Genomic DNA, 22,004 nt, shown 5'->3' with positions numbered 1-22,004 from the left:
TTGTACATGCAAGCCACACGTATAAACTCGATTCGTTCGGTGTCTGATCAGGAAAGGTCTGTTTTCAGATGAGCTTACGTATTTCCGGAAAGCATATGGACATCGGCGAAGCGTTTCGCTCGCGTATTGAGGAGCGGATCGGCGAAGCCGTCGACAAGTATTTCGATGGTGGGTTTGCCGGTCGCGTGACGGTTGAAAAGTCGGGTTCTCGTTTTGCCGCCGATTGTATGATCCATCTCGACACGGGCATGGTGTTGCAGGGCACTGGCCAGGCGCAGGAGCCGCAATCCGCTTTCGATGCTGCCGCCGAGCGCATCGAAAAGCGTTTGCGCCGCTACAAGCGCCGGCTGAAATCCCACAACAACGGCCAGAATGTCGATCCGATGGACATTGCGTATCGCGTCATGGCGCCGGTGGCCGAAGATGAAGAAGAGGTCCCGGAAGATTACGCGCCCACCGTGGTCGCCGAATCGAAGATGGCTCTGCAGACCATGTCTGTCGCCTCCGCCGTCATCGAGCTCGACACCAAGGACAATCCCGTCTTCGTGTTCCGCAATGCCGGAAACAACGAAGTGAACATTGTCTACCGCCGCGCCGATGGAAACATCGGCTGGATCGATCCGTCGGCAGTGGCAAGCGCATAGGTTCCGTGCCAGCCTCAGCGCCGGTCATGCAGCATGACCGGCGAACAGACAAAGCAGAGGATGCATAGACATGGATCTGAGCGATCTGATCGACCAGAAGGCCGTGATCCCCGCCCTGAAGGCCAATTCGAAGAAGCAGCTCCTGCAGCTTCTGGCCGAAAAGGCCGCCGCAGTGACCGGCCTGCCGGAACGCGAAGTCTTCGATACCATTCTGCAGAGAGAACGCCTGGGTTCCACCGGCGTCGGCAATGGTGTCGCCATTCCGCACGGCAAACTGCCCGGTATCGACCGTATCACCGGCGTGTTCGCACGCCTGGAGACCCCGGTCGATTTCGAGGCCATCGACGACCAGCCCGTCGATCTCGTTTTCCTGCTTCTTGCGCCCGAAGGGGCCGGTGCTGATCACCTCAAGGCGCTGTCGCGCATCGCACGCGTTTTGCGCGATGCCGACAACACGGCCAAGATTCGCGGCACCAAGGACGCGGCCGCCATTCACAGCTTCCTGTCGCAGACACCGGCTTCCAACGCCGCCTGAACGTTCAGCTCTTTCGGCGGCAGGACCACCGGTCCTCTTTGTAGACGGCCTTCTCACATGGAGAGGGCCGTTTCCTTTTCGACGACCGGTATCTGGTGAAACGGATTGGCCGGATCGTTGCCGCGGCGAATGTGCATGCGCCGTTCGGCCAGGTCCATCGCGATCGTGCAGACCGTGCCCTTGCGGCCAAGGAACCCTTCGCTGTCCCTGTAGGGTGCCAGGATCGCGTGCTCGGAGTGCTCCTGATCGGAAAGGACCGATTTGAGCCGTGCAAGGCCCGCCGGCGAGCCGGGAGCCGTCAGGGCGCGGATGCGGTCGAGCCGTGCTGTCGAATTTTCCAGCAATTCGGCATCCACAGGCGCATCGCAGGTCAGGTAGTGGTTGGTGTGGGTCGTGGCAGTGCCCCCTGCCTCCATGCGCCGCGCGGCATCACCCTCATATTCGATGTTGATACCGCGCCCGTCCGCACCTGCGACCAGCAGGTTCAGCGACCGGCCGGTGCCGGCACGCTCAAGCGTTTCTTCCACCTCTGCCCAGGATCCCGCGTCCAGAAGGGCGCGCAGGAGCACATGCGAGGGCAGGCCATTTGTCGGTTTCGGCGTGGGCAGAAAATTGAGACACACGCAGAAACCCGCATCGTTGAGCCCGACCTTTGCCAGAATGCCGGGCTCTGTCATGGTCAGGAAACGCCTGCCCCGCTCATCCTCGGAACGGATCAGAACGACCAGATCCTCGAGCTTTTCGGACCAGTCCCAGTTTTGACCCGCAAAAGGCGTTCCGGTGTATTGCACCACAGTGCATTCAGAGGCCGAAAGGGCCGCAAGCAGCTCGCTGCGAGCATTGAGCGCGTAGACCCATAACGGATCGACCTCGGCGCCCTCGGCGATCCCTTCGATTTCAGCCGCGTAGTGGGGATCGAACGCGCCGATAACGCCGCGAAAATGAGCAGCCACCGGAAGCAGTTCTTCGTCGGGCCGCGCGAAATACGCCCTGTAAAGGGAAAGCGTACGGTCAATCCGCTCGCCAAAGGCAGCGCCTATCTGCCGGCCCCGTTCCTCCGGTCTGCCCCAAACGTCGATCAGTGGAAATCTGGTTTTGCTGGCCGGCATGGCCTCCCCTCCAATCCTGGTGCGCGAAAGGCGCGGCTGCCATTGCCTGGAAGATCGGCTCTTCTGTCAAGACCCGGAAGCGTTCCGGAGCCAGATATGCATCAGGGCGCGCAGTCACCCGCACACCCTGACACTCTTGTTCAATGCCCCTGCCTCAGTGGAGGCTGACAGTTTCCAGATCGTTCTGCATCGCGCCTGCGAGCGCTGCGTCGCGCGCATCGGCCAGCAGGATCGGCTGTCCATCGGCCCCGAAAAGCGCCCATAACCGTGTGCCTGGCTTCAGGTCCGGCATGCCGGGGAACTTGCCCTGCAGATCCTCGGCGTCCATTTCGCGCATGTAAGCCACTGCGCCTTCGCCGATATGGGCAAGCTGCTGCTGGGTAATCGCGAATTTGTGCTCATGTTCGGTCATGCAAGCCTCCTTAGCGCAGGCGTTTCCCTATGAAACCAACCCGCTGAAGAGCCCAAGGTTCCGAAACGGGTCAGCCCGTCCGGTTTCCTCCCGAATAAGACCAGTATGTCAGTCTTTCACGGAAATGTTTATTTTTTGTACCAGCCGTTCCGGTTCGGGGCGGTCGAGATCGATGGAAAGAAGGCCGTTTTTCAGTTCGGCATTCAGAACCCGCATCCCTTCCGCCAGCACGAACATGCGCTGGAACTGGCGCGCGGCGATGCCGCGGTGCAGATACTCACGCTCGCCTTCATCCGCCTGCCGGCCACGAATAATGAGCTGGTTCTCTTCCGTCGTGACATCCAGATCATCAGCGCTGAAACCTGCCACGGCCAGCGTTATGCGCAGCGTCACGCCCTGTTCGTTCTCCGCGCGGATGCGCTCGATATTGTAAGGCGGGTAGCCATCGCCCGATTTCGCAATGCGCTCGAGCGTTTTTTCCATACTGTCGAACCCAAGTAGAAGCGGATTCGAAAAAGGAGTCATACGCGTCATTTAAACAGTCCTCAAAGAGCGACGTGGATAGAGAAAAACCCGGTTGGCATTTTTCTCTTCTCAACTGATATGGTCGCTCAAAACCCGCGTTTCAAGCATTCTGGAGCAACTGCATGGCGGCAGCGCGCAAGATTATTATCGACACGGATCCCGGCCAGGACGATGCGCTGGCCATATTACTGGCGCTGGGCAGTCCGGAGCTGGATGTGCTTGGCATCACCGCCGTCGCCGGCAACGTTCCGCTGGCCTTGACCGAGAAGAATGCACGCAAAATCTGCGAACTGGCCGGCAAACCCGAAACGAAGGTCTTCGCGGGCGCAATCCGCCCGCTGGTCCGCGATCTGGTCACCGCTGAACATGTTCACGGTCGCAGCGGGCTCGATGGCCCGGACCTGCCCGAACCTGAAATGCCCCTGCAGGAACAGCATGCGGTCGATTTCATCATTGAGACCCTGATGGCGCATGAAGAGGGCGAAATCACCCTGTGCCCCCTCGGCCCGCTCACCAACATCGCACTCGCGCTCAACCGAGAGCCGCGCATCGCCTCCCGCATCCGCGAAATCGTGCTGATGGGGGGCGGTTTCTTCGAGGGCGGCAACGTCACGCCCGCTGCCGAATTCAACATCTATGTCGATCCGCATGCTGCCGATGTGGTGCTGCGCTCCGGCGCTCCCGTGGTCATGATGCCGCTCGATGTCACGCACAAGGCGCTCACCACCCGCAGCCGCATTGCAGCCATTCGCGATCTGGGAACGAAGGTCGGGGACGCCTGTGCCGAGCTGCTGGAATTTTTCGAGCGTTTCGACGAGGAAAAATACGGCACCGACGGTGGCCCGCTGCACGATCCCTGCGTGATCGCCTATCTGCTCCAGCCCGAGCTCTTCGGGGGCCGCAGATGCAATGTGGCGGTGGAGACAGGCTCCGAGCTCACCATGGGCATGACGGTGATCGACTGGTGGCAGGTGACTGAACGGCCGAAGAACGCCCTCGTAATGCGCGACATCGACGCTGACGGCTTCTTCAAGCTTCTGACAAAACGGCTCGCGCGGTTGTAAGCCGCGCCGCCTATGAAGGGCGCACTCACGCGCGCGCCGCGTCGACATCCCTGCGAAGCGGGATGGCCGGCTGCGCGCCCGGCTTCAGGCAGGCCAGCGCTCCGGCCACCGTTGCCTGCCGCAGTGCCGATTCGAGGTCGAGTCCCTCGGACAGTCCAGCAGCCAGGTAGCCGCAGAAAGTGTCTCCCGCGCCGACAGTATCGACGGGGGTTATCTTCATCGAAGGGCAGGTGACGAAATCGTCAGGCGTCGCAGCCCACGCGCCTTCACCGCCCAGCGTCACAATGACGGTGCGGCCTGTTTTCGCGGCAAACGCCTTCATGCGCGCACGGCGATCTTTGCCGTCAAGTCCGAGCGCATCGGCATAAAGATCGAACTCGGTCTCGTTGGCGACAACATAATCGGCCCCTGCGAGGAGGTCCCTCGCCTCTGGCCGATAGGGCGCCGTGTTGAGAATGGAAATCGCTTCGGCCTTACGCGCAGCCTCTATCGCGGCGGCCACCGTTTCGATGGGAATTTCGAGTTGCAGGAGCACGTGGTTTCCGGCCGCGAGCGCTGCCTGCGCCACATGCCCCGGCAGAACGTCGGCATTGGCGCCCGGCACCACGGCAATGGTGTTTTCACCTTCCCGATCAACGAGGATGTGGGCCGTTCCCGTGGCGCTTTCGGCCTGATGTACGGCAGAGAGATCGACGCCCGCCGCTTTCAGAAGCTCCAGCGCCTCGCCGGCAAACGGATCGTTGCCCACGGCGCCGACAATGCGGGTATGCGCGCCGGCACGTCTGGCGGCCAGCGCCTGGTTTGCCCCCTTGCCGCCCGGGGCGGTGACGAACGTCTCGCCCGGTACCGTCTCGCCCGGCTTGGGCAGACGGTGAACGGTAGCGATCAGATCGAGATTGATGGAACCGATGATGACGATCAAGGCACACTCCCACGCAGATTTGCGGGGAACCTAGACCATTTTGCAGCACGGTGGAATCCACCGGTATTCCAACAGGAACAGCCGCATCAATCCGCCTGAGAGAGTTGCCCTGCTTCCCAGCCAAGGATCGCGCGTTTGCGCGTCAAACCCCAGTGATAGCCCGTCAGGGCACCGGATTTGCCGACCGCGCGATGGCACGGCACCACGAAGGAAACCGGGTTCGCTCCCACCGCCGCGCCAACGGCGCGCGACGCCGTGGGTTTGCCGATCCGCTCGGCGATGTCGGAATAGGCGCAGGCCCGGCCCATCGGGATCTTCAAAAGCGCATCCCACACCCGCACCTGGAAGTCTGTCCCGATCAGCACCACACGCAGCGGCTCTTCCGCGCGCCAGCGCGACGGATCGAACACCCGCGCCGCATAGGGCGCGGTGGCCGCCATGTCTTCCTCGTAATCGGCGTTCGGCCAGCGCGACGCCATATCCTCGAATGCCGCGCGCTCATCGCCCGGATCGCAGAAAGCAAGTCCCGCCAGACCGCGCTCCGTCACCATGACAAGCGCCTGACCGAAGGGCGAGAGATGAAAACCGTAGCGCATGGTGAGGCCTGCGCCCCGTGCCTTGTATTCACCGGGCGAGATCGCCTCATGCGTCACGAACAGGTCGTGCAGGCGCCCCGGCCCGGACATGCCGAGCTCCAGTGCCGCGTCGAGCAGCGGCATGCCCGAATCGAGCAGTCTGCGGGCGTGGTCGAGTGTCACCGCCTGCAAAAACGCCTTGGGCGAAAGCCCCGCCCAGCGCGTGAACAGCTTTTGCAGGCCGGTCGGCGTATCGCCCACTTCACCGGCGATTTCCTCCAGCGAGGGCTGGTCCCGATAGTCGAGGCTGATTTTCTCGATCACCCGGCGCACGACTTCGTAGTCGCTGCCTTCCGGCGTCACATCGCGTTGCAACAGGGCTGTCTGCACGTTCATGGTCTAAACTCCCGGCACCCGCCTTTGCGCTGGTGCCACATGACATCTTTCCTGAGTATGACCATGCCGCGTTTCGGGCCAGTCAACCACCCGTTTCCTGCCAAGTTCACCGGCCTCTGGCGGTGGCTAGCGCCTCTCCGAAAGCGGCGGCGAAACTCTCCCGGTCGTCTGGGTTCAGGAAACTGCCGAGGGCCACACGTTTGCCGCGCATCTCCACGGCCATGCCGGTGATGCCGATCTCATCGTGCCGGTCGATGCGAAACCGCGTCCAGAACGGGTTGAAATGGTGCTCCTCTGCCCTGCCCGAGGGCGGCACCTTGCGAATGTCGAGACTGGTGCGCGACAGCCGCACTTCCTCGCGCACGCGGGCGGCGCGATAGTTCAGCCGGAAGGCCACGTAGATCGCCAGAATGTCGAGCCCGAAGAAACCGAACACCGGCCAGGCGCCGAGCTTCAGGAACACCGCACCGATGGTCAGCCAGACGAGCAGCAGAACCGCCATGAGAATCGTGAAGCCGCGCATGCTCAGCGAGCGGTACGGCGTCAGCAACGCCTGAAAGACGGGAGCGTCTGCACTGTTTTTTTCGGCCATGATCCCGATTATAGAAGGCCCATGGAAAAGCCCAAGAAGAAAATTGCCGCGCCCCGCAAACCCGCCCGCTCCCGCAAACGCAAAACCGTCTATTCGCCCGAGGAGATCCACGAGATTTTCCGTCGCTTCTCGGTTCAGCGGCCAGAGCCGAAAGGCGAGCTTGAGCATGTGAATGCCTTCACGCTTCTTGTTGCAGTGGTGCTATCGGCGCAGGCGACAGATGCGGGCGTGAACAAGGCGACGCGCGATCTTTTCAAGGTTGCCGATACGCCGGAGAAGATGCTGGCACTCGGCGAGCAGAAGGTCGGCGAATACATTCGCACCATCGGGCTCTGGCGCAACAAGGCGAAGAACGTCATCGCGCTCAGCGAGGCGCTGATCCGCGATCACGGATCGCAGGTGCCCGACAGCCGCGAGGCCCTCGTCACCCTGCCCGGCGTCGGTCGCAAGACGGCCAATGTGGTGCTTAACATGTCGTTCGGCCAACCGACCATGGCTGTCGACACGCATATTCTGCGCATCGGCAATCGCATCGGGCTTGCTCCCGGCAAGACACCGGAACAGGTGGAATATACGCTGGTGAAGATTATCCCGGCCGAATTCATGCGCCACGCCCATCACTGGCTGATCCTGCACGGGCGCTATGTCTGCAAAGCGCGTAAACCCGATTGCCCAGCCTGCGTCATCGCTGACATCTGTAAATCGGCAGAAAAGACAAGCGAAATTCCCGCTCCGCTGATGAAGCTGGCGCCGCAGGCCTGATCGCCCGCTTCGACTACCCGCGCAGCTCTGCACTTTGCCCAGCGCGGGCTGCATCTTCCTGCGAGATCATCTTGTGCAGATGAACCATCATGGCGGCGGCGAAAAGCGGTGTCAGAAGGTTGAGGATCGGCACGGCGAGGAATCCCGCGATAACGAGACCGGCCAGAAAGATCGTGCCCGCATGGCGGCGGCGCAGCGCCTTGGCTTCAACCTCGCTGCGAAACCGCATGGCGGCAAACTCGAAGAACTCACGCCCAAGCAGATAGCCGTTCACCAGAAAGAAGGCGAGAATGTTGATGCCGGGTACAAGAAGCAGGAATAGCGCGACGATGTTGCCCAGAATGACGACACCGAAAAACTTGATCGACGTGGCGATCGCAGCGCCCAGCGGCAGCGCCTTTCCGGGCGGGTCCTGCGGATAATCTTCCTTCTCGACGACTTCGGCCACATCGTCGAGAAACAGACCGGCGATCACGGCCGTTACCGGCGCGATGAGAAGCGCAAGGCCGGCAGCGAGCCCAAGCCCTGCGGCAATCGCCGCAACGAAACTCAGCCAGCCAAGCCATGACGGCAGATCGGGAAACAACGCGTCGAACCAGGGCAGTGCGAAATATTCGAACAGCTCTTTTGCGCCGAACCACACGCCGAGAAGCACCAACAGCGTCAGACCCAGCGTCTTGAAAAACACGCCACGGAATTCGCTGGAAAAGAGGCGACTTATGGCGGCGCGCGCCGCGTCGAAGATCATGCGCTTTGAGGCCCTTTCAGGTTTGTCTGCGGTTTCGAGATAGGAACCCTTTCGGGTCGACGCAAGGCGCATGGCCCGCACCAATGACTTGCAAATCGCGCTCAAACCGCTAAACCGCCCGGAGCTTCAAGCCAAAACGCTTCCCTTGCATATCTGGAGATCTGAATTTGAGCGAATATGACGTGCTGTGCATCGGCAACGCCATTGTCGACATCATCGCCCGCTGCGACGAAGCGTTTCTGGAAGAAAACAACATCATCCGTGGGGCGATGAACCTGATCGACGTCGATCGCGCCACGCTGCTTTACGACCGCATGGGTCAGGCCATCGAGGCCTCCGGCGGCAGCGCCGGAAACACGGCAGCCGGCATCGCCAGCCTCGGCGGCAAATCCGCCTTCTTCGGCAAGGTCTCCAACGACACACTCGGCGAAATCTACGCGCACGACATCCGTGCGCAGGGCGTGGCGTTCGATACGAAGCCGCTCATGGGCCACCCGCCGACAGCGCGGTCGATGATCTTTGTCACGCCTGATGGCGAGCGTTCCATGAACACCTATCTCGGTGCCTGCGTGGAACTCGGCCCCGAAGACGTCGAAGAAGACAAGGCCAGCGGCTCGAAGGTGACTTATTTCGAGGGCTACCTGTGGGATCCGCCACGCGCCAAGGAAGCGATCCGCATGACCGCCGACGCGGCCCATGCTGCGGGCCGCGAGGTGGCCATGTCGCTGTCCGATCCATTCTGTGTCGACCGCTATCGTGACGAATTCCTGGAGTTGATGCGCTCGGGCCGGGTCAACATCGTCTTCGCCAATGAGCACGAACTGCTCTCGCTTTATCAGACCGCATCATTCGACAGCGCTCTGGAGGCAATCCGCAGGGACACCCGTCTGGCGGTCGTCACCCGCTCCGAGAAGGGCTCGATCATCATCACGGATGAAGAGACGATCCCCGTCGAAGCCATCCAGATTCACGAGCTGGTGGACACCACCGGTGCCGGCGATCTCTACGCTGCAGGCTTCCTTTACGGCTACACGAACGGGCACAGCCTGCGCGACTGCGGCCGTCTCGGCTCCTTCGCCGCCGGTCTCGTGATCCAGCAGATCGGCCCACGCCCGCAAAAGGATCTGCGCTACGAGGCGCAGCAGGCCGGTTTACTCTAGTTCCTCGGGCGGGCGGCCGGGCCGCGACCGGTAGCGCGGGATTGTCCAGCCAAATCCGAGAGCTCCGCCGCGCACCAGAAATGCCGCTGTGACAGCGATCAGGGCTGCAACCGCCCCCTCAACTCCGGCAAGGTCGGCGACGGTGAACACACCCGCGCCGACAAGAGCGGCCGTGACATAGACTTCGGGTCTCAGGAGCACCGAGGGTTCACCGGCCAGAACATCGCGCAGGACGCCTCCGAACGTGGCCGTCAGCATGCCGGTGACCAGTGCAACGATGGCCGATCCGGAAGCCTCAAGTCCCTTGGCAGCACCAAGCACCGAGTAGGCCGCGAGGCCGGCTGCATCCAGCCACAGGAGCAGCCGGTATCGATACTCCACCAGCGGCGCAGCGAAGAAGACCAGCACCGCAACCGCGGCGCAAACGATGATGTAAATGTGGTTTTCGACCCAGAAGACCGGCACACCAAGCACAAGGTCACGCAGCGTGCCGCCGCCGGTGCCCGTCACCCCGGCGAGAAAGACAAAGCCGATGAGGTCGAGTTCCTTGCGCGAGGCGGCAAGCGCCCCTGTCGCCGCGAACACGGCCACGCCGGCATAATCGAGAAGCTGAATCAGATCCATCTGGCCCTCCACACTCTGGATAGCCGAAGGACCGATGAATAGGAAGTAAGCAGCGACCTGACTGTCGCTGCCATGCCTTCAGAACCGGGGCAGCGGTTTTGATGTCAGGCGTCGCGCTCGGCCTGCGGATTGGGCGGACCGGGTTCCGCGGCAACATTCTCGCCGTTCTGTACAGCACCCGCCTTGGGGCCGCCCTTGGCGACACCCACCATGGCCGGGCGCAGAACACGCTCGCCGATCACATATCCCTGCTGCACCACCTGAACGACGGTGTTTTCAGGGGTTGCCGGATCCGGCACTTCGAACATCGCCTGGTGAAAATGCGGATCGAAGCGCTCGCCCTTGGGGTCGATCTGCTTCACCCCATGGCGCTCCAGCGTGGAGAGCATGGAGCGCTCGGTCATCTCGACGCCTTCCATCAGCGAGGAAAGGCCGCTGTCAGCGGTAGCGCGAGCCTCCGCCGGCACCGCCTCGAGCGCACGGCGCAGATTGTCCGAAACCGTCAGCATGTCGCGGGCAAATCCGGCGATCGAATAGCTGCGCGCTTCGGTAACATCGCGCGCGGTGCGCTTGCGCAGGTTTTCCATCTCGGCGGCGAGGCGAAGGGCGCGTTCCTTCAGCTCCTCGTTTTCCTTGGCCAGCCTTACCAGGACGTCTTCTTCCGAAACCGCCTCTTCGCCGGCGTTCTCCTCGAACGCCTTCACGTTCGGGTCCTCTGCCGCTTCGGTTCTGGCCTGTTCGTTGTCCTTAGCCTGATTGGTCATGTCAGTCCGTCTATGGTTTTAGAATTGTTCGAATATTGCGCCCGATATCGAGGTTCGCGTCGGCAAAATCAAGGGGTGGCCTGATGCTTGGTCCGGTGAGTTCTCCCCCGCCAGTCTAAATCAGCGCAGCAAACGCCCCACGATCTGCGCCGTATAGTCCACCATCGGCACGATGCGGGCGTAATTCAGTCTGGTGGGTCCGATAACGCCGAGCGCACCGATCACACGCGATTCCTGGTCGCGATAAGGCGCCACAACGAGTGACGAGCCGGAGAGCGAGAAAAGACGATTCTCCGAGCCGATAAAGATGCGCACACCGGACCCCTCTTCCGCCATGTCGAGAAGCTGGATCAGACCTTCTTTGGTTTCCAGATCTTCGAACAGGCGCCGCAGGAGTTCCAGATCAGCTTCGGCCGTCAGGTTTTCAAGCAGATTGGCCCGCCCACGCACAATCAGCCGCGCCGGCTGGCCGCTTTCGGCGCCCGCCCAGACGGCAAGCCCCTGCTCCACAAGCTCCTGCGACAGCGTGTCGAGTGCGGCGCGCGTTTCCTCCTGCAGACGCGAGAGCTCGGCCCGCGTTTCGGCCAGTGTGCGGCCACGAATATGCGCATTGAGGAAGTTCGAGGCCTCGTGCAGTTGCGATATGGTGACGCCCTCGGGAAGGTCGATCACGCGGTTCTCCACGTCCCCGTTCTGCGAAACGAGAATGGCCAGCCCCTTGCGCGGCTCCAGCTGCACGAATTCGATGTGCTTGAGCGCCGCTTCGGACTTGGTTGCAAGAACAACACCCGCCCCGCGTGAAAGCCCGGAGAGAAGCTGGCTTGCCTCAGTCAGCATATGGTCCAGCGAATGCCCGCTGCTCGATGCCTTGACCTGCGTTTCGATGATGCGGCGCTCATCATCGGAAAGATCGCCGATCTCCATGAACGCATCGACGAAAAAGCGCAGCCCCTGCTGCGTGGGCATGCGACCGGCGGAAACATGCGGGGCATAGATGAGCCCCAGATGCTCGAGATCGCTCATTACATTTCGGATCGTGGCCGGGGAAAGCTGCGTCGACAGAATGCGCGAAAGATTGCGCGAGCCAAGCGGATCGCCATCTCTCAGATAGGTTTCGACGATAACCCGAAAAATCTCGCGGGACCGACTATCCAGCGATTGCAGTGCGTGTTCCTGAAATTCTCTGTCCAAGACCGGTTTCGTCATTCACGACCTCTGATCAGCTGAATATAAGCGCGGCCAGTATGAAAACAACAGTCTTCTTGGTTAGTATCTGGCCGGTTTTCCGCCGGTTTCCGGAATTCCTTTGCGTTCGTGAATGCGTAAAGTTACAAGCCGCCAATACTTGATAACTCTGGAGAGAACCGCCCATGCGCCCTTCCAAACGCGAACCCGATGAAATGCGTGCCGTCAGCTTCGAGCGCGGCTTTTCCAAGCACGCTGAGGGGTCGTGTCTGGTGCGCTTCGGCGACACCCATGTGCTGTGCACGGCGAGCCTTGAAGAGCGTGTGCCGCCATGGCTGCGCAATTCCGGCCAGGGCTGGGTGACGGCGGAATACGGCATGCTGCCGCGCTCCACTGGCGACCGCATGCGCCGCGAGGCCTCTTCCGGCAAGCAGGGCGGCCGCACGCTCGAAATCCAGCGCCTCATCGGCCGCTCGCTCCGCTCGGTCGTGGACCTGCAGGCCCTTGGTGAGAAGCAGATCACCGTCGACTGCGACGTGATCCAGGCCGACGGCGGCACCCGCACGGCGGCCATCACGGGTGGTTTCATCGCCCTTTCGGACTGCCTTTCCTGGATGGAAGCGCGCCAGATGGTCAGCCGCGACAAGGTTTTGAAAGATCATGTCGCCGCCATCTCCTGCGGCATCTACAGCGGCACGCCCGTTCTCGATCTCGACTATGCCGAAGACTCGGCTGCGGAGACCGACGCCAATTTCGTGATGACGGGCAAGGGCGGCATCGTCGAGATTCAGGGCACGGCCGAGGGCGAACCTTTCTCCGAAGACGAGTTCGCAGCCTTGATGGGGCTTGCCCGCAAGGGTATCACCAAGCTCGTGGACATGCAGAAGATGGCCATCTCCTGAACTGGCGCAAAGCGAACCATGCAACCCTCGGCAATCCTTGAAGCCGCGCTCTACGTAAGCGATCTTGCCGAAGCCGAACGCTTCTACGGCGAAACGCTTGGGCTGGAGCGGATCGCCAGAGTCGAGGGCAGGCATGTGTTCTTTCGCTGCGTGCAGACCGTGCTGCTGCTGTTCAACCCGGCGGCAACCGCCGAACCGCCCGCAGCCGACGCCCGGCTTCCCGTGCCGCCACACGGAGCCCAGGGGCCGGGGCATCTTTGTTTTGCTGCGACCGCCCAAGAGATCAATCGCTGGAAGGCGCATCTTGAAGCGGCCGGCATTGCCATCGAGGCAGATTTCGAATGGCCGAGTGGCGGCCGCTCGATCTATTTCCGCGATCCTTCCGGCAATTCGCTCGAATTTGCCGAACCGCGCATCTGGGGACTGACTTGAGACCGATCGACAACAAGACCTTCGTGCTCGCCAGCCATAACAAGGGCAAGCTACGCGAGTTTTCAGACCTTTTGGCCCCGTTCGGCTACACGGTGCGCTCGGCTGCCGAGCTCGGCCTGCCCGAGCCGGAAGAGACCGGCACGACGTTTGAAGAGAACGCCCGCATCAAGGCACTGGCCGCAGCCGCGGCCACCGGCCTGCCGGCGCTTTCCGACGATTCCGGCCTCTGCGTGGACGCGCTGGACGGTGCGCCCGGCGTCTACACCGCCGACTGGGCGACCAAGGACGACGGCAGCCGCGACTTCATGATGGCCATGGAGAAGACGGAAAAGCTGCTCTCCGAAACCGGCGCAGACACGCCGGAAAAGCGCACCGGTCGCTTTGTGGCAACGCTATGCCTCTGCTTTCCCGATGGCGAGACCGAGTATTATCGCGGCGAAGCAGAAGGCCATCTGGTCTGGCCGCCGCGCGGCACGGACGGGTTCGGCTATGACCCCGTGTTCCAGCCCGAGGGCTACAACATCACCTTCGGTGAGATGACGGCTGAGGAAAAGCACGGCTGGAAGCCGGGCGACGAGCAAGCCCTCTCCCACCGTGCCCGCGCCTTCCAGAAATTCGCCCGCGCCAGGCTGGGCGCCGCGTGATCACCCCGCTCGATACGGCTCCGGGTTTCGGCGTCTATCTGCACTGGCCGTTTTGCGCGGCCAAATGCCCTTATTGCGACTTCAACAGCCATGTGCGCCACCAGCCGGTGGACCAAGCCCGCTTTGCCGCCGCCTTTGAGCGCGAGCTTGCCACCATGCGTGCGCGAACCGGCCCCCGCACCGTTACCAGCATTTTTCTCGGCGGGGGGACGCCCTCGCTGATGGAACCCGGAACCGTCGGTGCGCTGCTTGATGCCGTTGCGGCCAACTGGAGCGTTCCCAACGGTATCGAGGTGACGCTGGAGGCCAATCCAAGCTCCGTCGAGGCCGACCGCTTTCGCGGTTACCGCGCGGCCGGCGTCAACCGTGTTTCGCTCGGCGTTCAGGCGCTCAACGACCGGGATCTGAAATTTCTCGGACGGCTGCACAATGTCGAGGAAGCGCTGAAGGCGATCGGGCTTGCCCGCAAAATTTTTCCACGCCTCTCCTTCGACCTGATCTATGCCCGCCCGCATCAGAGCGAGGAAGCCTGGGCCGGCGAGCTCGAACAGGCCATCGGCCACGCGGCAGATCATCTTTCGCTCTATCAGCTCACCATCGAGGAAGGCACGCGCTTCCAGCTTCTTCATGAGGCCGGAAAGCTTGCCATGCCGGATCAGGATCATGCCGCGCGACTTTACGAGATCACGCAGGCGGTGACGGCGGCACGGGGGCTGCCGGCCTATGAGATTTCCAACCACGCCCGCCCGGGCGCGGAGAGCCAGCACAATCTCGTCTACTGGCGCTATGGCGAATATGTCGGCGTCGGCCCCGGCGCCCATGGGCGGTTCATCGAGGATGGCCGCCGCCATGTGACGTTCACCGAAAAGATGCCGGAGGCATGGCTCGAACGCGTCGAGACCGAGGACCATGGCGTGATCGGCGGCGAGGTTCTGACTCGCGACGAAGAAGCCGATGAGTTCCTGCTGATGGGGCTGCGGCTTGTCGAGGGCATAGACCTGCCACGCTATGAAGCGCTTTCGGGCCGGGCGCTTTCCAATGCGCGCATTGCGGTGCTGCAGGAAGAGGGCCTGATAGAGCCCGTCGGTAACACGCGCCTGCGCGCGACAGCAAGGGGCATGATCGTGCTGGACGCGGTTGTCGCCGATCTGGCCCGATAGCGCCTAACTGCCGCCACCAAACCGTGACGGCGCCGCGTCAATGATGCCGGCCCTGCCTTCGCGCACTTCATAAATGGCGTATCCGCGCTCGGTCGTGCCGTCGCCCAGGAAGCGGAAAAGGCCAGTATAGCCATTGAAGCCGACCGGCGTTTCAAGCGCGTGACGCTGGATCCCGCCGCCGCCCTTTGCGATGTTGGCGACCAACACAACCGAGTCATAGGCAAGCGCGGAGGTCAATGACGGCTCGGCGCCGAACCGCGCCTGATAGCGCTGCTTGTAGGCGTTGACGCGGCTCTGGTCCGTATCGGCAAACCAGCCGCCCTGAAGCGCCGGATCGGCCAGATTGGCGCTCGTCCATTGCCCGGTCCCCAATAGCTTCTTGCCGGAAATGTCTATGCCGGTTTCGGTCATGGTGGATGCGATGGTGGCCGGGCTCGTGCCGCCATCGGGGATGAACACGGCATCCGCCGCGCGCACCGCATCGGCAACGCCCTGCACCGCTTCATAGACTGACATGTTGTCATAGGCATAGCGGGCGACCGCCGTCACCTCACCACCCATGGACAGCATGGTGCGACGCGCTTCAGCTTCCGCAATATCGCCGGCAGCCCCCTCGGGCAGGATCGCCACCACGCTGCGCACGCCCTGACCTGCGGCATAGGAAAGCGTGCGCTGGACCACGCCCTGCGGAAGGAAGGAATTGAGATAGACCCCCGGCGATGCCGCGGCGCGATCCGAGGAGAACGCGACCATCGGGGTCTGCGATGTTCCGAGCGCCTGGGCAGCGGCGCGCACATTGGCCGAAAAGAGCGGGCCCAGCACGGCGGCAGCACCTTCGGCGGAGGCCTGACCGGCAGCGATTGCAGCGCCCTCCGTGGTCCCGCCCGTGTCCTTCACGACCAGTTCAAGCGCGTTGAGACCGACGTCGTCCATCGCAAGCAATGCGGCGTTCTTCAGCTCGGCAGCGATGCGGCTGGCATTGCCTTCGCCGGTTAGTGGCAAAAGCAGCGCGACCCGTGTCTCTCCCGTACCGATCACCTCGCCCGAGGCGGGCACGCGCGGCGTATTGTCCACCACCGGCTGCGTGGCAATGGTCTGAGCGCCCGGCTGCGGCATGCCGTAGGGTACATCGCCCCCCACGCAGCCACCGAGCACCAGAAGGCCGGCCAGCGCCAGCGAGAGGATCCCGGCTCTGCGACCGGGCGATGTCCAGACTTTCATACGTCGCATCCGTCCCAAATTCAGCGCGCGACTTTGCAACCCACATGCCTCCATGTCAAAGAGATGAGCGAATAAGGATCAAAGAGTTATGGATAACCCGCGCGGGGAGAAGAGTTTCGTCGTTGGCAGCGCCCGCATCGGCGCGGCACCGCTGGAGCCGGCGCTCTATCTCGTGGCAACGCCCATCGGCAATCTGGGCGACATCACGCTGCGCGCGCTCGAGGTGCTTGCCGGGGCGGATATCGTCGCCTGCGAGGACACCCGCGTTTCGCGGGTGCTTCTTGCGCGCTACGGCATCGGCCAGAGCCTCACCGCCTATCACGAGCACAATGCGGACAAGGCCGGCCCGCGCCTTCTGGCCGCACTCGAAGCGGGACAGAGCGTTGCGCTCATCTCCGACGCCGGCACGCCGCTCGTCTCCGATCCCGGGTATCGTGTCGTGGATCAGGTGATCGAAAAGGGTCTGCGCGTCGTGCCCATTCCGGGACCCTCTGCGGTGCTGGCAGCACTCTCGGCGTCGGGCCTGCCGACGGATGCTTTTCTTTTTGCCGGCTTTCTGCCCGTGAAGGACGGGCAGCGCCGCACGCGACTTGAAACCTTTCGCCAGACGCCGGCGACGCTGGTGTTCTTCGAATCGCCGCGCCGCGTCGATGACAGTCTGGCCGCCATGGCGGACGTGCTCGGCGGCACGCGGCAGGCCTGTGTGGCGCGCGAGCTTACCAAAACCTTCGAGGAGCTGCGGCGCGGCACGCTCTCGGATCTGGCCGCGCATTATGCAGACACCGGCGCGCCCAAGGGCGAGGTGGTGGTGTGCGTGGCGCCGCCGGACAGCGAGGAAGAGACAAGCGCGGAAGATGTGGACCGGCTGCTCATGGCGCTCTCCGAAGAGATGTCCGCCTCGAAAGCGGCGGGTGAGGCTGCCCGCATGACCGGCGGGCGCAAATCCGAGCTCTATCAGCGGCTTCTTGCGCTGAAGGCCGAGCACGATGCGGAGTGAGGCGCGGCAGAAAGCCTATCGGCTCGGCCATCGCGGCGAGTGGCTGGCGGCCATGGCGCTGCGGCTGAAGGGCTATCGCATACTTGCCCGCCGCTACCGAACGAAGCTTGGCGAGATCGACCTGATCGCCCGGCGCGGCGATGTGGTGGCGATTGTCGAGGTGAAGGCACGCCCGACCGTGGAAGCGGCGATGGATGCGGTGGCCCATCATGCGCAGACCCGCATCGAGCGCGCGGCGGACCTCTGGCTTGCGCGCCAACCCGACCACGCGCGCCTTTCGCTGCGCTTCGACCTCGTGGCCGTGCTTCCGCGCCGATGGCCGGTGCATGTGGAGAACCTTTTCCAGGGACGCGGGTGAGGACCGGGCCGTGCTCTTGCGCATTCTGCCAATGGGTCCCGGGTCAGGCCCGGGATGACGGCTTCCTTCTCCCCGTCTGCGGGGAGAAGGTCCCGGCAGGGGGATGAGGGGCGGGCGGCGCCTTGCCAGCTTCTCCACCTCTGTCGGTATCCCGGCCACTGATGGCGCTCGCCCCTCATCCTCACCTTCTCCCCGCTCGCGGGGAGAAGGGGGCGTTTGACGTTGGTGCGCATTCTGCAGAGGGGATGGGGCGACGACCGGCCGTGTTTCTGCGGGTTTTTCCAATCGATCGCGGCTTCCAGGATGACGGCCTCCTTCTCCCCGCCTGCGGGGAGAAGGTCCCGGCAGGGGGATGAGGGGCGGGCGGCGCCTTGCGATCCTCTCCACCTCTGACGGTATCCCGGCCACTGACGACGCCTGCCCCTCATCCTCACCTTCTCCCCGCTCGCGGGGAGAAGGGGGCGTTTGGCGTTGGTGCGCATTCTGCAGAGGGGGGTGTGGCGCGGGCATTTCAAGACAGGCTCCTTCGTTCCCGCGCGGGGTTTCGCCGGGGTTTGCATCGTTCGGGAAACGGGGCGCGTTTTTCGTGCCTCTCTGTTGTGAAGTAAGTGGCGCGAAAAGCGCGCCCCGCCGGCCGCTGTCCCGTCTGCCGACCGGTCACTCGGGCGAACGTCGCCCTAGCGGCTTTTCCGCAACCGGTCTTGAAACCGGCCGCCGGCCTTTCGCGGGCCCTCACAGGCCTCGGGTCACCGAACCCGAGGGGGAGGCTGCCGTCGCCCCTCCTGATCCCCGGCTCCGGACCCGGTTCCCGACAGGGGCGATGGCGGGAAGTGTAGTGGAGGTTTTGGGGGTGGGGGAGAAAAGAGCGAATAGGGAGTAGCGAATAGCGAGTAGGGAATGTGCTTCATCCGCCTCGTCGTCCTATGGCTTGACCATGGGAGCCATGCCTTTGCGCTGGTGACGGGGTGCGGGCGAGAAAAACTGCGTGTCGCCTTGAAGGGCTGCGGTTTATCCCCGGCGCTACGGGATGGATCCTCGGATCAGGTCTGAGGATGACGAAGGTGGGTGGGTTGTGGGGAGGAAGCGGCTCTGGTGGTGATGCTTATCCTGATGCGGTGTCAGCGGTGGGAGACGCGCATGGGCAGGCCGCCCTGGGGCTGGGTGGTGAGCTTCTGGACAGGCCAGGGCTTCGTTTCCGGCAGCGTGTCGAAACGATAGCGGGAGAGGAGGATGGCGAGTGCAATGACCGCTTCCTGCATGGCGAAACTGGCGCCGATGCACACGCGCGGGCCGGCACCGAAGGGCAGATATTGATAGCGGTCGAGCTCTTCGCGGTTCCCGGGGTGGAAGCGGGCCGGCATGAAGGCATCCGGCTTATCCCACAGGAGCCGGTGGCGATGGACCGTCCACGGCATGACGAGCACCTGTGCGCCCTTGACGATGGTGAAATCGCGGTAGCGATCTTCCGCGAGCGCTTCGCGGTTGATCGAGGGCGCGGGTGGATAAAGCCGCATCGCCTCCTCGAAGGCGGCGCGGGTGAAGGGCATGGCGTCGAGCCAGCGAACGGGATCGGGTTCGCGTGCGAGCACTGCGTCGATCTCGTCCTCGACCTTTTCACGCTCCCACGGGGCTGAGGCGAGGCAATAGATCGTCCAGCCGAGAGCGCGCGCCGTGGTTTCGTGGCCGGCACCGATGAAGGTGATGATGTTGTCCTCGATCTCCGCACGGGTGAGGCCTTCCGGCCCCTCGGCGCGCAGGAGGAGCGTGAGGAAGTCTTCCGGCACGTCGTGGCCGGACGCCATCTTCTCGCGGCGCATGGCCATCGTCTCGGCGACGATGTCGCGGAAGAACTTTAGCGAATTGCGGCCCAGAAGACGCGTGATGCGCGGGAGCCAGTCGGGTGCGCCCAGAAGATCGAGCGGGTCGACGCGGCCCATGGTCTCGAACAGGCGATCCACCTGATGGGCGAAACTGCCGGGCTCGCCGGCGATCTCGCCGGAAAAGAGCGTTTCGGCGAGAATGTCGAAGGTGAGAAGCGTCATGTCGCGCGAGACATCGACCGGTTGGTTCACGTTTTCGTATCGTGCGACGAAGGCCTGGGTGCGCTCGAGCATCGGCTTAGCGAAGCCGGCGATGTGGCGCGGGGTGAAGACCGGCGCCATGGCCTTGCGCGAACGGCGCCAGACCGCGCCTTCGGCCGTCAGGAGCCCGTCGCGCAGGATGGGGCGCAGGATCTTCTGGCGCACGCGGGCCATCCTGTAGTTTTTCGCGTTGTCGACGAGGACATGGCGGATGAGGCCCGGATCATTGGCGATGACGAGCGGGCCGCCGATCGTGTTGTCGATGGAAATCCACGGTTCGTTGTAGGAGGGTTCGCCCCACAGTTCGAGCGGATTGCGATAGACGATGCGCATCATCTGAAGGGTCGAGGGCGGGCTGGTGCGCGGGCGCGGCGCAGGCGGCACGAAAGGCGCGGGCTGGCTTTCCATCAAAGGTTCCTTTCCCGCTTAATCTAGGGACAGGAGCCCCGGCGTTCAAATCGGCATATGGCGAAAACAAGGCGGGAACCACATCGTGCCTCGCGCATTATCGAGCCACCTAGGCCGATGACCTCAACCGGAGTGCACTCCTTTCAAAAGCGGAAGGATACCGACATGAATTGGAATCAGATCGAAGGCAATTGGGAACAGTTCAAGGGCAAGGTCCAGCAGCACTGGGGCAAGCTCACCAATGACGACCTGGATGTCGTTCGCGGCAACCGCAAAGAGCTCGCCGGCAAGCTGCAGGAACGCTACGGCAAGGCCGAGGAAGAGGCCGAGCGCGAGATCGACGACTGGCTTTCCCGTCACTGATCGAACCATGGCATGAAAATGCAACGCCCCGCCGGAAAGAAAGGCGGGGCTTTGTTTTTTGCGGGGTTGGCCCGCGATCAGTGGTTTTCGTGGCTTTCGCCCGAGCCGCCGACGGCGACGATGTTGTAGGGCATGCCCTCGACCGCTATGTCGCGCGCTTTCTCGAAGCTCGCAGCATCGACGGCATGGACAACGCTTTTGAGCGGGTCGGTGACCACGATCTCGTCATGCGTGACGGCAATGCGCGGGCGCGGGTCTGACCAGTGACCGTCCATGGAATAGGGTGCGGTCAGCTCAAGCGACTGGTCGATCTTGCCGGACAGGACATTGATGCGGTTGAGCTTGCCGTCCTCGGTGAAGACATAGGCGAATTTGGGCCGCACCGGGTCCACCACGAAATGCACGGCGCGTACCGGGAGCTCGATCAGGCGGAAGGCGTCTTCATCTTCCGGGTCGATCAGCACGAGGTTCGACTTGCCGAAATTTCCAAGGAAATACTGCAGCGCCTTGCCGCCGGCGAGTGTGGAGACCTTGAGGTCGTCCGGCAGACCGTCGGTATAGGCAATGTGACGGATTTCAGGAACCGCACTGCGTCCGCCCGTGACGAGCAGCAGGCCCGTATCGCAGGCGATTGCCGTGATGTTGCCCGAAGTCGCCTCACCGTGCAAACCGGGGCAGGCAACGGATTCGCCGATGGCTGCGCCCTTTGCATCCACCACCTGAACACCCTCGGGCAGTTCGCTCGGGTCTTTGCTGTTGGGCACTGTGACGATTGCGTGTGCGCCATAGGGGATCACAACGCCATGGTGCGGTGCCGAGGTCGTGATTTCGCGGATGTCGGGCTTTCCCTCGGTGACCGCCTTCTCCGACACAAGCCGCGCAACGCCTTCGCCATCGAAGAAGAGCGCGATCTCGCCATAATGCGCCACGAAATGCACCGGGCGCTCGCCGTCGACGGAGCCTTCCAGCGCTTTGGGTTCCGTGACCTCGATATCGGCATGGTCGCCATGGTCGTCGAAGTGAATGCCGGTGGAGAAGGCCGTGACCGTGTTGGCATCGCGCTGGACGGCGAAGACGGTTTCATTGCTCTCGGTCGCATAGATGCGGGCCGGAGCTTTAAGCGAGAAGGTTTCAATCGTCTCGCCCTTTTCCGCATCGAGCACGCGAAGCTCCGGCGCGGTGTGATCGGCGATGAAGAGGCGCCACGCCTCGTGATCGTCCGCGTGAACGGGCTGGATGGCGGCGAGCGCCGTGCCCAGTGCGAGAACGCCCGTGTTCATAAGACGGTTGAACGGTCGCATTGCAATTCTCCTTACTGTTATAACGTTTCGATATCAGGTTGAAATCTTGCTGCGCCCCCCAAGGGGGGCTGTGTGTGCTTGGGGCATGGGCACCCCTGAGGGCCCCTTGGGGACCGACAC

The 22,004-nt window shown here is 62.9% G+C and carries 25 protein-coding genes; 12 read left to right on the top strand and 13 right to left on the bottom strand.

The annotated features are described in order from the left end of the window. Positions 1–68 precede the first annotated feature (68 nt). Both hpf and ptsN read left to right on the top strand, forming a co-directional pair. Complete coding sequence (gene hpf / locus KUG85_RS06770) at positions 69–644, top strand: ribosome hibernation-promoting factor, HPF/YfiA family (RefSeq protein ID WP_007008119.1); 576 nt, start codon at positions 69–71, stop codon at positions 642–644. Between the two features lie 70 nt (positions 645–714). Beyond that, positions 715–1,179 (top strand): PTS IIA-like nitrogen regulatory protein PtsN, encoded by a 465-nt coding sequence (ptsN, locus tag KUG85_RS06765; protein WP_007008118.1) that lies wholly within the window; start codon positions 715–717, stop codon positions 1,177–1,179. 53 nt (positions 1,180–1,232) lie between these two features. On the opposite strand, the gene KUG85_RS06760 is transcribed toward ptsN, so the two are convergent. The 3 genes from KUG85_RS06760 to KUG85_RS06750 form a co-directional block, all read right to left on the bottom strand. Further along, positions 1,233–2,288: a C45 family autoproteolytic acyltransferase/hydolase gene (locus KUG85_RS06760; protein ID WP_223004642.1), complete on the bottom strand. Its 1,056-nt coding sequence runs from the start codon at positions 2,286–2,288 to the stop codon at positions 1,233–1,235. Positions 2,289–2,442: 154 nt separating this feature from the next. Beyond that, a complete protein-coding gene (locus KUG85_RS06755) occupies positions 2,443–2,700 on the bottom strand; it encodes a BQ00720 family protein (protein ID WP_007008116.1) in 258 nt (85 codons plus the stop codon). 108 nt (positions 2,701–2,808) lie between these two features. Then, positions 2,809–3,234: an Hsp20 family protein gene (locus KUG85_RS06750; RefSeq protein WP_007008115.1), complete on the bottom strand. Its 426-nt coding sequence runs from the start codon at positions 3,232–3,234 to the stop codon at positions 2,809–2,811. Positions 3,235–3,347: 113 nt separating this feature from the next. Between KUG85_RS06750 and KUG85_RS06745 the strand changes: the two genes are divergently transcribed. Further along, on the top strand, positions 3,348–4,289 hold the full coding sequence (locus tag KUG85_RS06745) for a nucleoside hydrolase (protein ID WP_223004641.1): 942 nt from the start codon (positions 3,348–3,350) through the stop codon (positions 4,287–4,289). 25 nt (positions 4,290–4,314) lie between these two features. Here the strand turns inward: KUG85_RS06745 and KUG85_RS06740 are convergent, their stop codons facing one another. The 3 genes from KUG85_RS06740 to KUG85_RS06730 form a co-directional block, all read right to left on the bottom strand. Beyond that, positions 4,315–5,211, bottom strand: a complete 897-nt coding sequence (locus tag KUG85_RS06740; RefSeq protein ID WP_223004640.1) for a ribokinase — start codon at positions 5,209–5,211, stop codon at positions 4,315–4,317. 86 nt (positions 5,212–5,297) lie between these two features. Then, positions 5,298–6,182 (bottom strand): methylated-DNA--[protein]-cysteine S-methyltransferase, encoded by an 885-nt coding sequence (locus KUG85_RS06735; RefSeq protein ID WP_223004639.1) that lies wholly within the window; start codon positions 6,180–6,182, stop codon positions 5,298–5,300. 106 nt (positions 6,183–6,288) lie between these two features. Further along, positions 6,289–6,774: a DUF2244 domain-containing protein gene (locus KUG85_RS06730; RefSeq protein ID WP_223004638.1), complete on the bottom strand. Its 486-nt coding sequence runs from the start codon at positions 6,772–6,774 to the stop codon at positions 6,289–6,291. Positions 6,775–6,795: 21 nt separating this feature from the next. Here KUG85_RS06730 and nth point away from each other — a divergent pair, with 21 nt between their 5' ends. After that, entirely contained in the window at positions 6,796–7,536 is a 741-nt protein-coding gene (nth, locus tag KUG85_RS06725; protein ID WP_223004637.1) for an endonuclease III, read from the top strand. Positions 7,537–7,549: 13 nt separating this feature from the next. Here the strand turns inward: nth and KUG85_RS06720 are convergent, their stop codons facing one another. Continuing rightward, complete coding sequence (locus tag KUG85_RS06720; RefSeq protein WP_223005211.1) at positions 7,550–8,284, bottom strand: sulfate transporter family protein; 735 nt, start codon at positions 8,282–8,284, stop codon at positions 7,550–7,552. 167 nt (positions 8,285–8,451) lie between these two features. On the opposite strand from KUG85_RS06720, the gene KUG85_RS06715 reads away from it, so the two are divergent. Then, on the top strand, positions 8,452–9,444 hold the full coding sequence (locus KUG85_RS06715) for an adenosine kinase (protein WP_065817275.1): 993 nt from the start codon (positions 8,452–8,454) through the stop codon (positions 9,442–9,444). Here KUG85_RS06715 and KUG85_RS06710 read toward each other — a convergent pair. From KUG85_RS06710 to hrcA, 3 genes are all read right to left on the bottom strand, one after another. Beyond that, positions 9,436–10,068, bottom strand: coding sequence for a trimeric intracellular cation channel family protein (locus KUG85_RS06710; protein WP_065817276.1), 633 nt, complete (start codon positions 10,066–10,068; stop codon positions 9,436–9,438). The two genes, KUG85_RS06715 and KUG85_RS06710, sit on opposite strands and share 9 nt — an antisense overlap. Positions 10,069–10,172: 104 nt before the next feature. Next, positions 10,173–10,832, bottom strand: coding sequence for a nucleotide exchange factor GrpE (gene grpE / locus KUG85_RS06705; RefSeq protein WP_065817277.1), 660 nt, complete (start codon positions 10,830–10,832; stop codon positions 10,173–10,175). Between the two features lie 120 nt (positions 10,833–10,952). Next, complete coding sequence (hrcA, locus tag KUG85_RS06700) at positions 10,953–12,038, bottom strand: heat-inducible transcriptional repressor HrcA (protein ID WP_065817278.1); 1,086 nt, start codon at positions 12,036–12,038, stop codon at positions 10,953–10,955. A 164-nt stretch (positions 12,039–12,202) separates the two neighbouring features. Here hrcA and rph point away from each other — a divergent pair, with 164 nt between their 5' ends. Genes rph through hemW form a run of 4 tightly spaced genes read left to right on the top strand, consistent with a single transcriptional unit; the run spans position 12,203 to position 15,155 of the window. Then, the gene (rph, locus tag KUG85_RS06695) at positions 12,203–12,919 is read left to right on the top strand and encodes a ribonuclease PH (protein WP_065817279.1); all 717 of its coding nucleotides are present in this window, start codon (positions 12,203–12,205) and stop codon (positions 12,917–12,919) included. A gap of 18 nt (positions 12,920–12,937) precedes the next feature. Continuing rightward, a complete protein-coding gene (locus KUG85_RS06690) occupies positions 12,938–13,351 on the top strand; it encodes a VOC family protein (protein WP_223004636.1) in 414 nt (137 codons plus the stop codon). Next, positions 13,348–13,995, top strand: a complete 648-nt coding sequence (gene rdgB / locus KUG85_RS06685; protein WP_223004635.1) for an RdgB/HAM1 family non-canonical purine NTP pyrophosphatase — start codon at positions 13,348–13,350, stop codon at positions 13,993–13,995. The genes KUG85_RS06690 and rdgB overlap by 4 nt, the downstream gene beginning before the upstream one ends. Beyond that, positions 13,992–15,155: a radical SAM family heme chaperone HemW gene (gene hemW / locus KUG85_RS06680; RefSeq protein WP_223004634.1), complete on the top strand. Its 1,164-nt coding sequence runs from the start codon at positions 13,992–13,994 to the stop codon at positions 15,153–15,155. Before rdgB ends, hemW begins: the two co-directional genes overlap by 4 nt. A gap of 3 nt (positions 15,156–15,158) precedes the next feature. Here hemW and KUG85_RS06675 read toward each other — a convergent pair whose 3' ends face one another. Beyond that, positions 15,159–16,376, bottom strand: coding sequence for a penicillin-binding protein activator (locus KUG85_RS06675; RefSeq protein WP_223004633.1), 1,218 nt, complete (start codon positions 16,374–16,376; stop codon positions 15,159–15,161). A gap of 88 nt (positions 16,377–16,464) precedes the next feature. Here KUG85_RS06675 and rsmI point away from each other — a divergent pair, with 88 nt between their 5' ends. Beyond that, positions 16,465–17,373 carry a 16S rRNA (cytidine(1402)-2'-O)-methyltransferase gene (gene rsmI / locus KUG85_RS06670; protein WP_223004632.1) on the top strand — a complete coding sequence of 303 codons (909 nt, stop codon included), beginning with the start codon at positions 16,465–16,467 and terminating at the stop codon, positions 17,371–17,373. Further along, on the top strand, positions 17,363–17,731 hold the full coding sequence (locus tag KUG85_RS06665) for a YraN family protein (protein WP_223004631.1): 369 nt from the start codon (positions 17,363–17,365) through the stop codon (positions 17,729–17,731). Before rsmI ends, KUG85_RS06665 begins: the two co-directional genes overlap by 11 nt. 1,118 nt (positions 17,732–18,849) lie before the next feature. On the opposite strand, the gene KUG85_RS06660 is transcribed toward KUG85_RS06665, so the two are convergent. Next, positions 18,850–20,220: a cytochrome P450 gene (locus tag KUG85_RS06660; protein ID WP_223004630.1), complete on the bottom strand. Its 1,371-nt coding sequence runs from the start codon at positions 20,218–20,220 to the stop codon at positions 18,850–18,852. Positions 20,221–20,385: 165 nt separating this feature from the next. Here KUG85_RS06660 and KUG85_RS06655 point away from each other — a divergent pair, with 165 nt between their 5' ends. Continuing rightward, positions 20,386–20,583 (top strand): CsbD family protein, encoded by a 198-nt coding sequence (locus KUG85_RS06655; protein ID WP_223004629.1) that lies wholly within the window; start codon positions 20,386–20,388, stop codon positions 20,581–20,583. A 77-nt stretch (positions 20,584–20,660) separates the two neighbouring features. Here the strand turns inward: KUG85_RS06655 and aztD are convergent, their stop codons facing one another. After that, complete coding sequence (gene aztD, locus KUG85_RS06650) at positions 20,661–21,884, bottom strand: zinc metallochaperone AztD (RefSeq protein WP_065817288.1); 1,224 nt, start codon at positions 21,882–21,884, stop codon at positions 20,661–20,663. Positions 21,885–22,004: the final 120 nt, after the last annotated feature.

Source organism: Nitratireductor rhodophyticola (genome assembly GCF_019891355.1).
Taxonomy (GTDB): Bacteria; Pseudomonadota; Alphaproteobacteria; order Rhizobiales; family Rhizobiaceae; genus Nitratireductor; species Nitratireductor rhodophyticola.
Note: the sequence above shows the minus strand (reverse complement) of the source record. Positions and strands in the feature narration are given on the sequence as shown.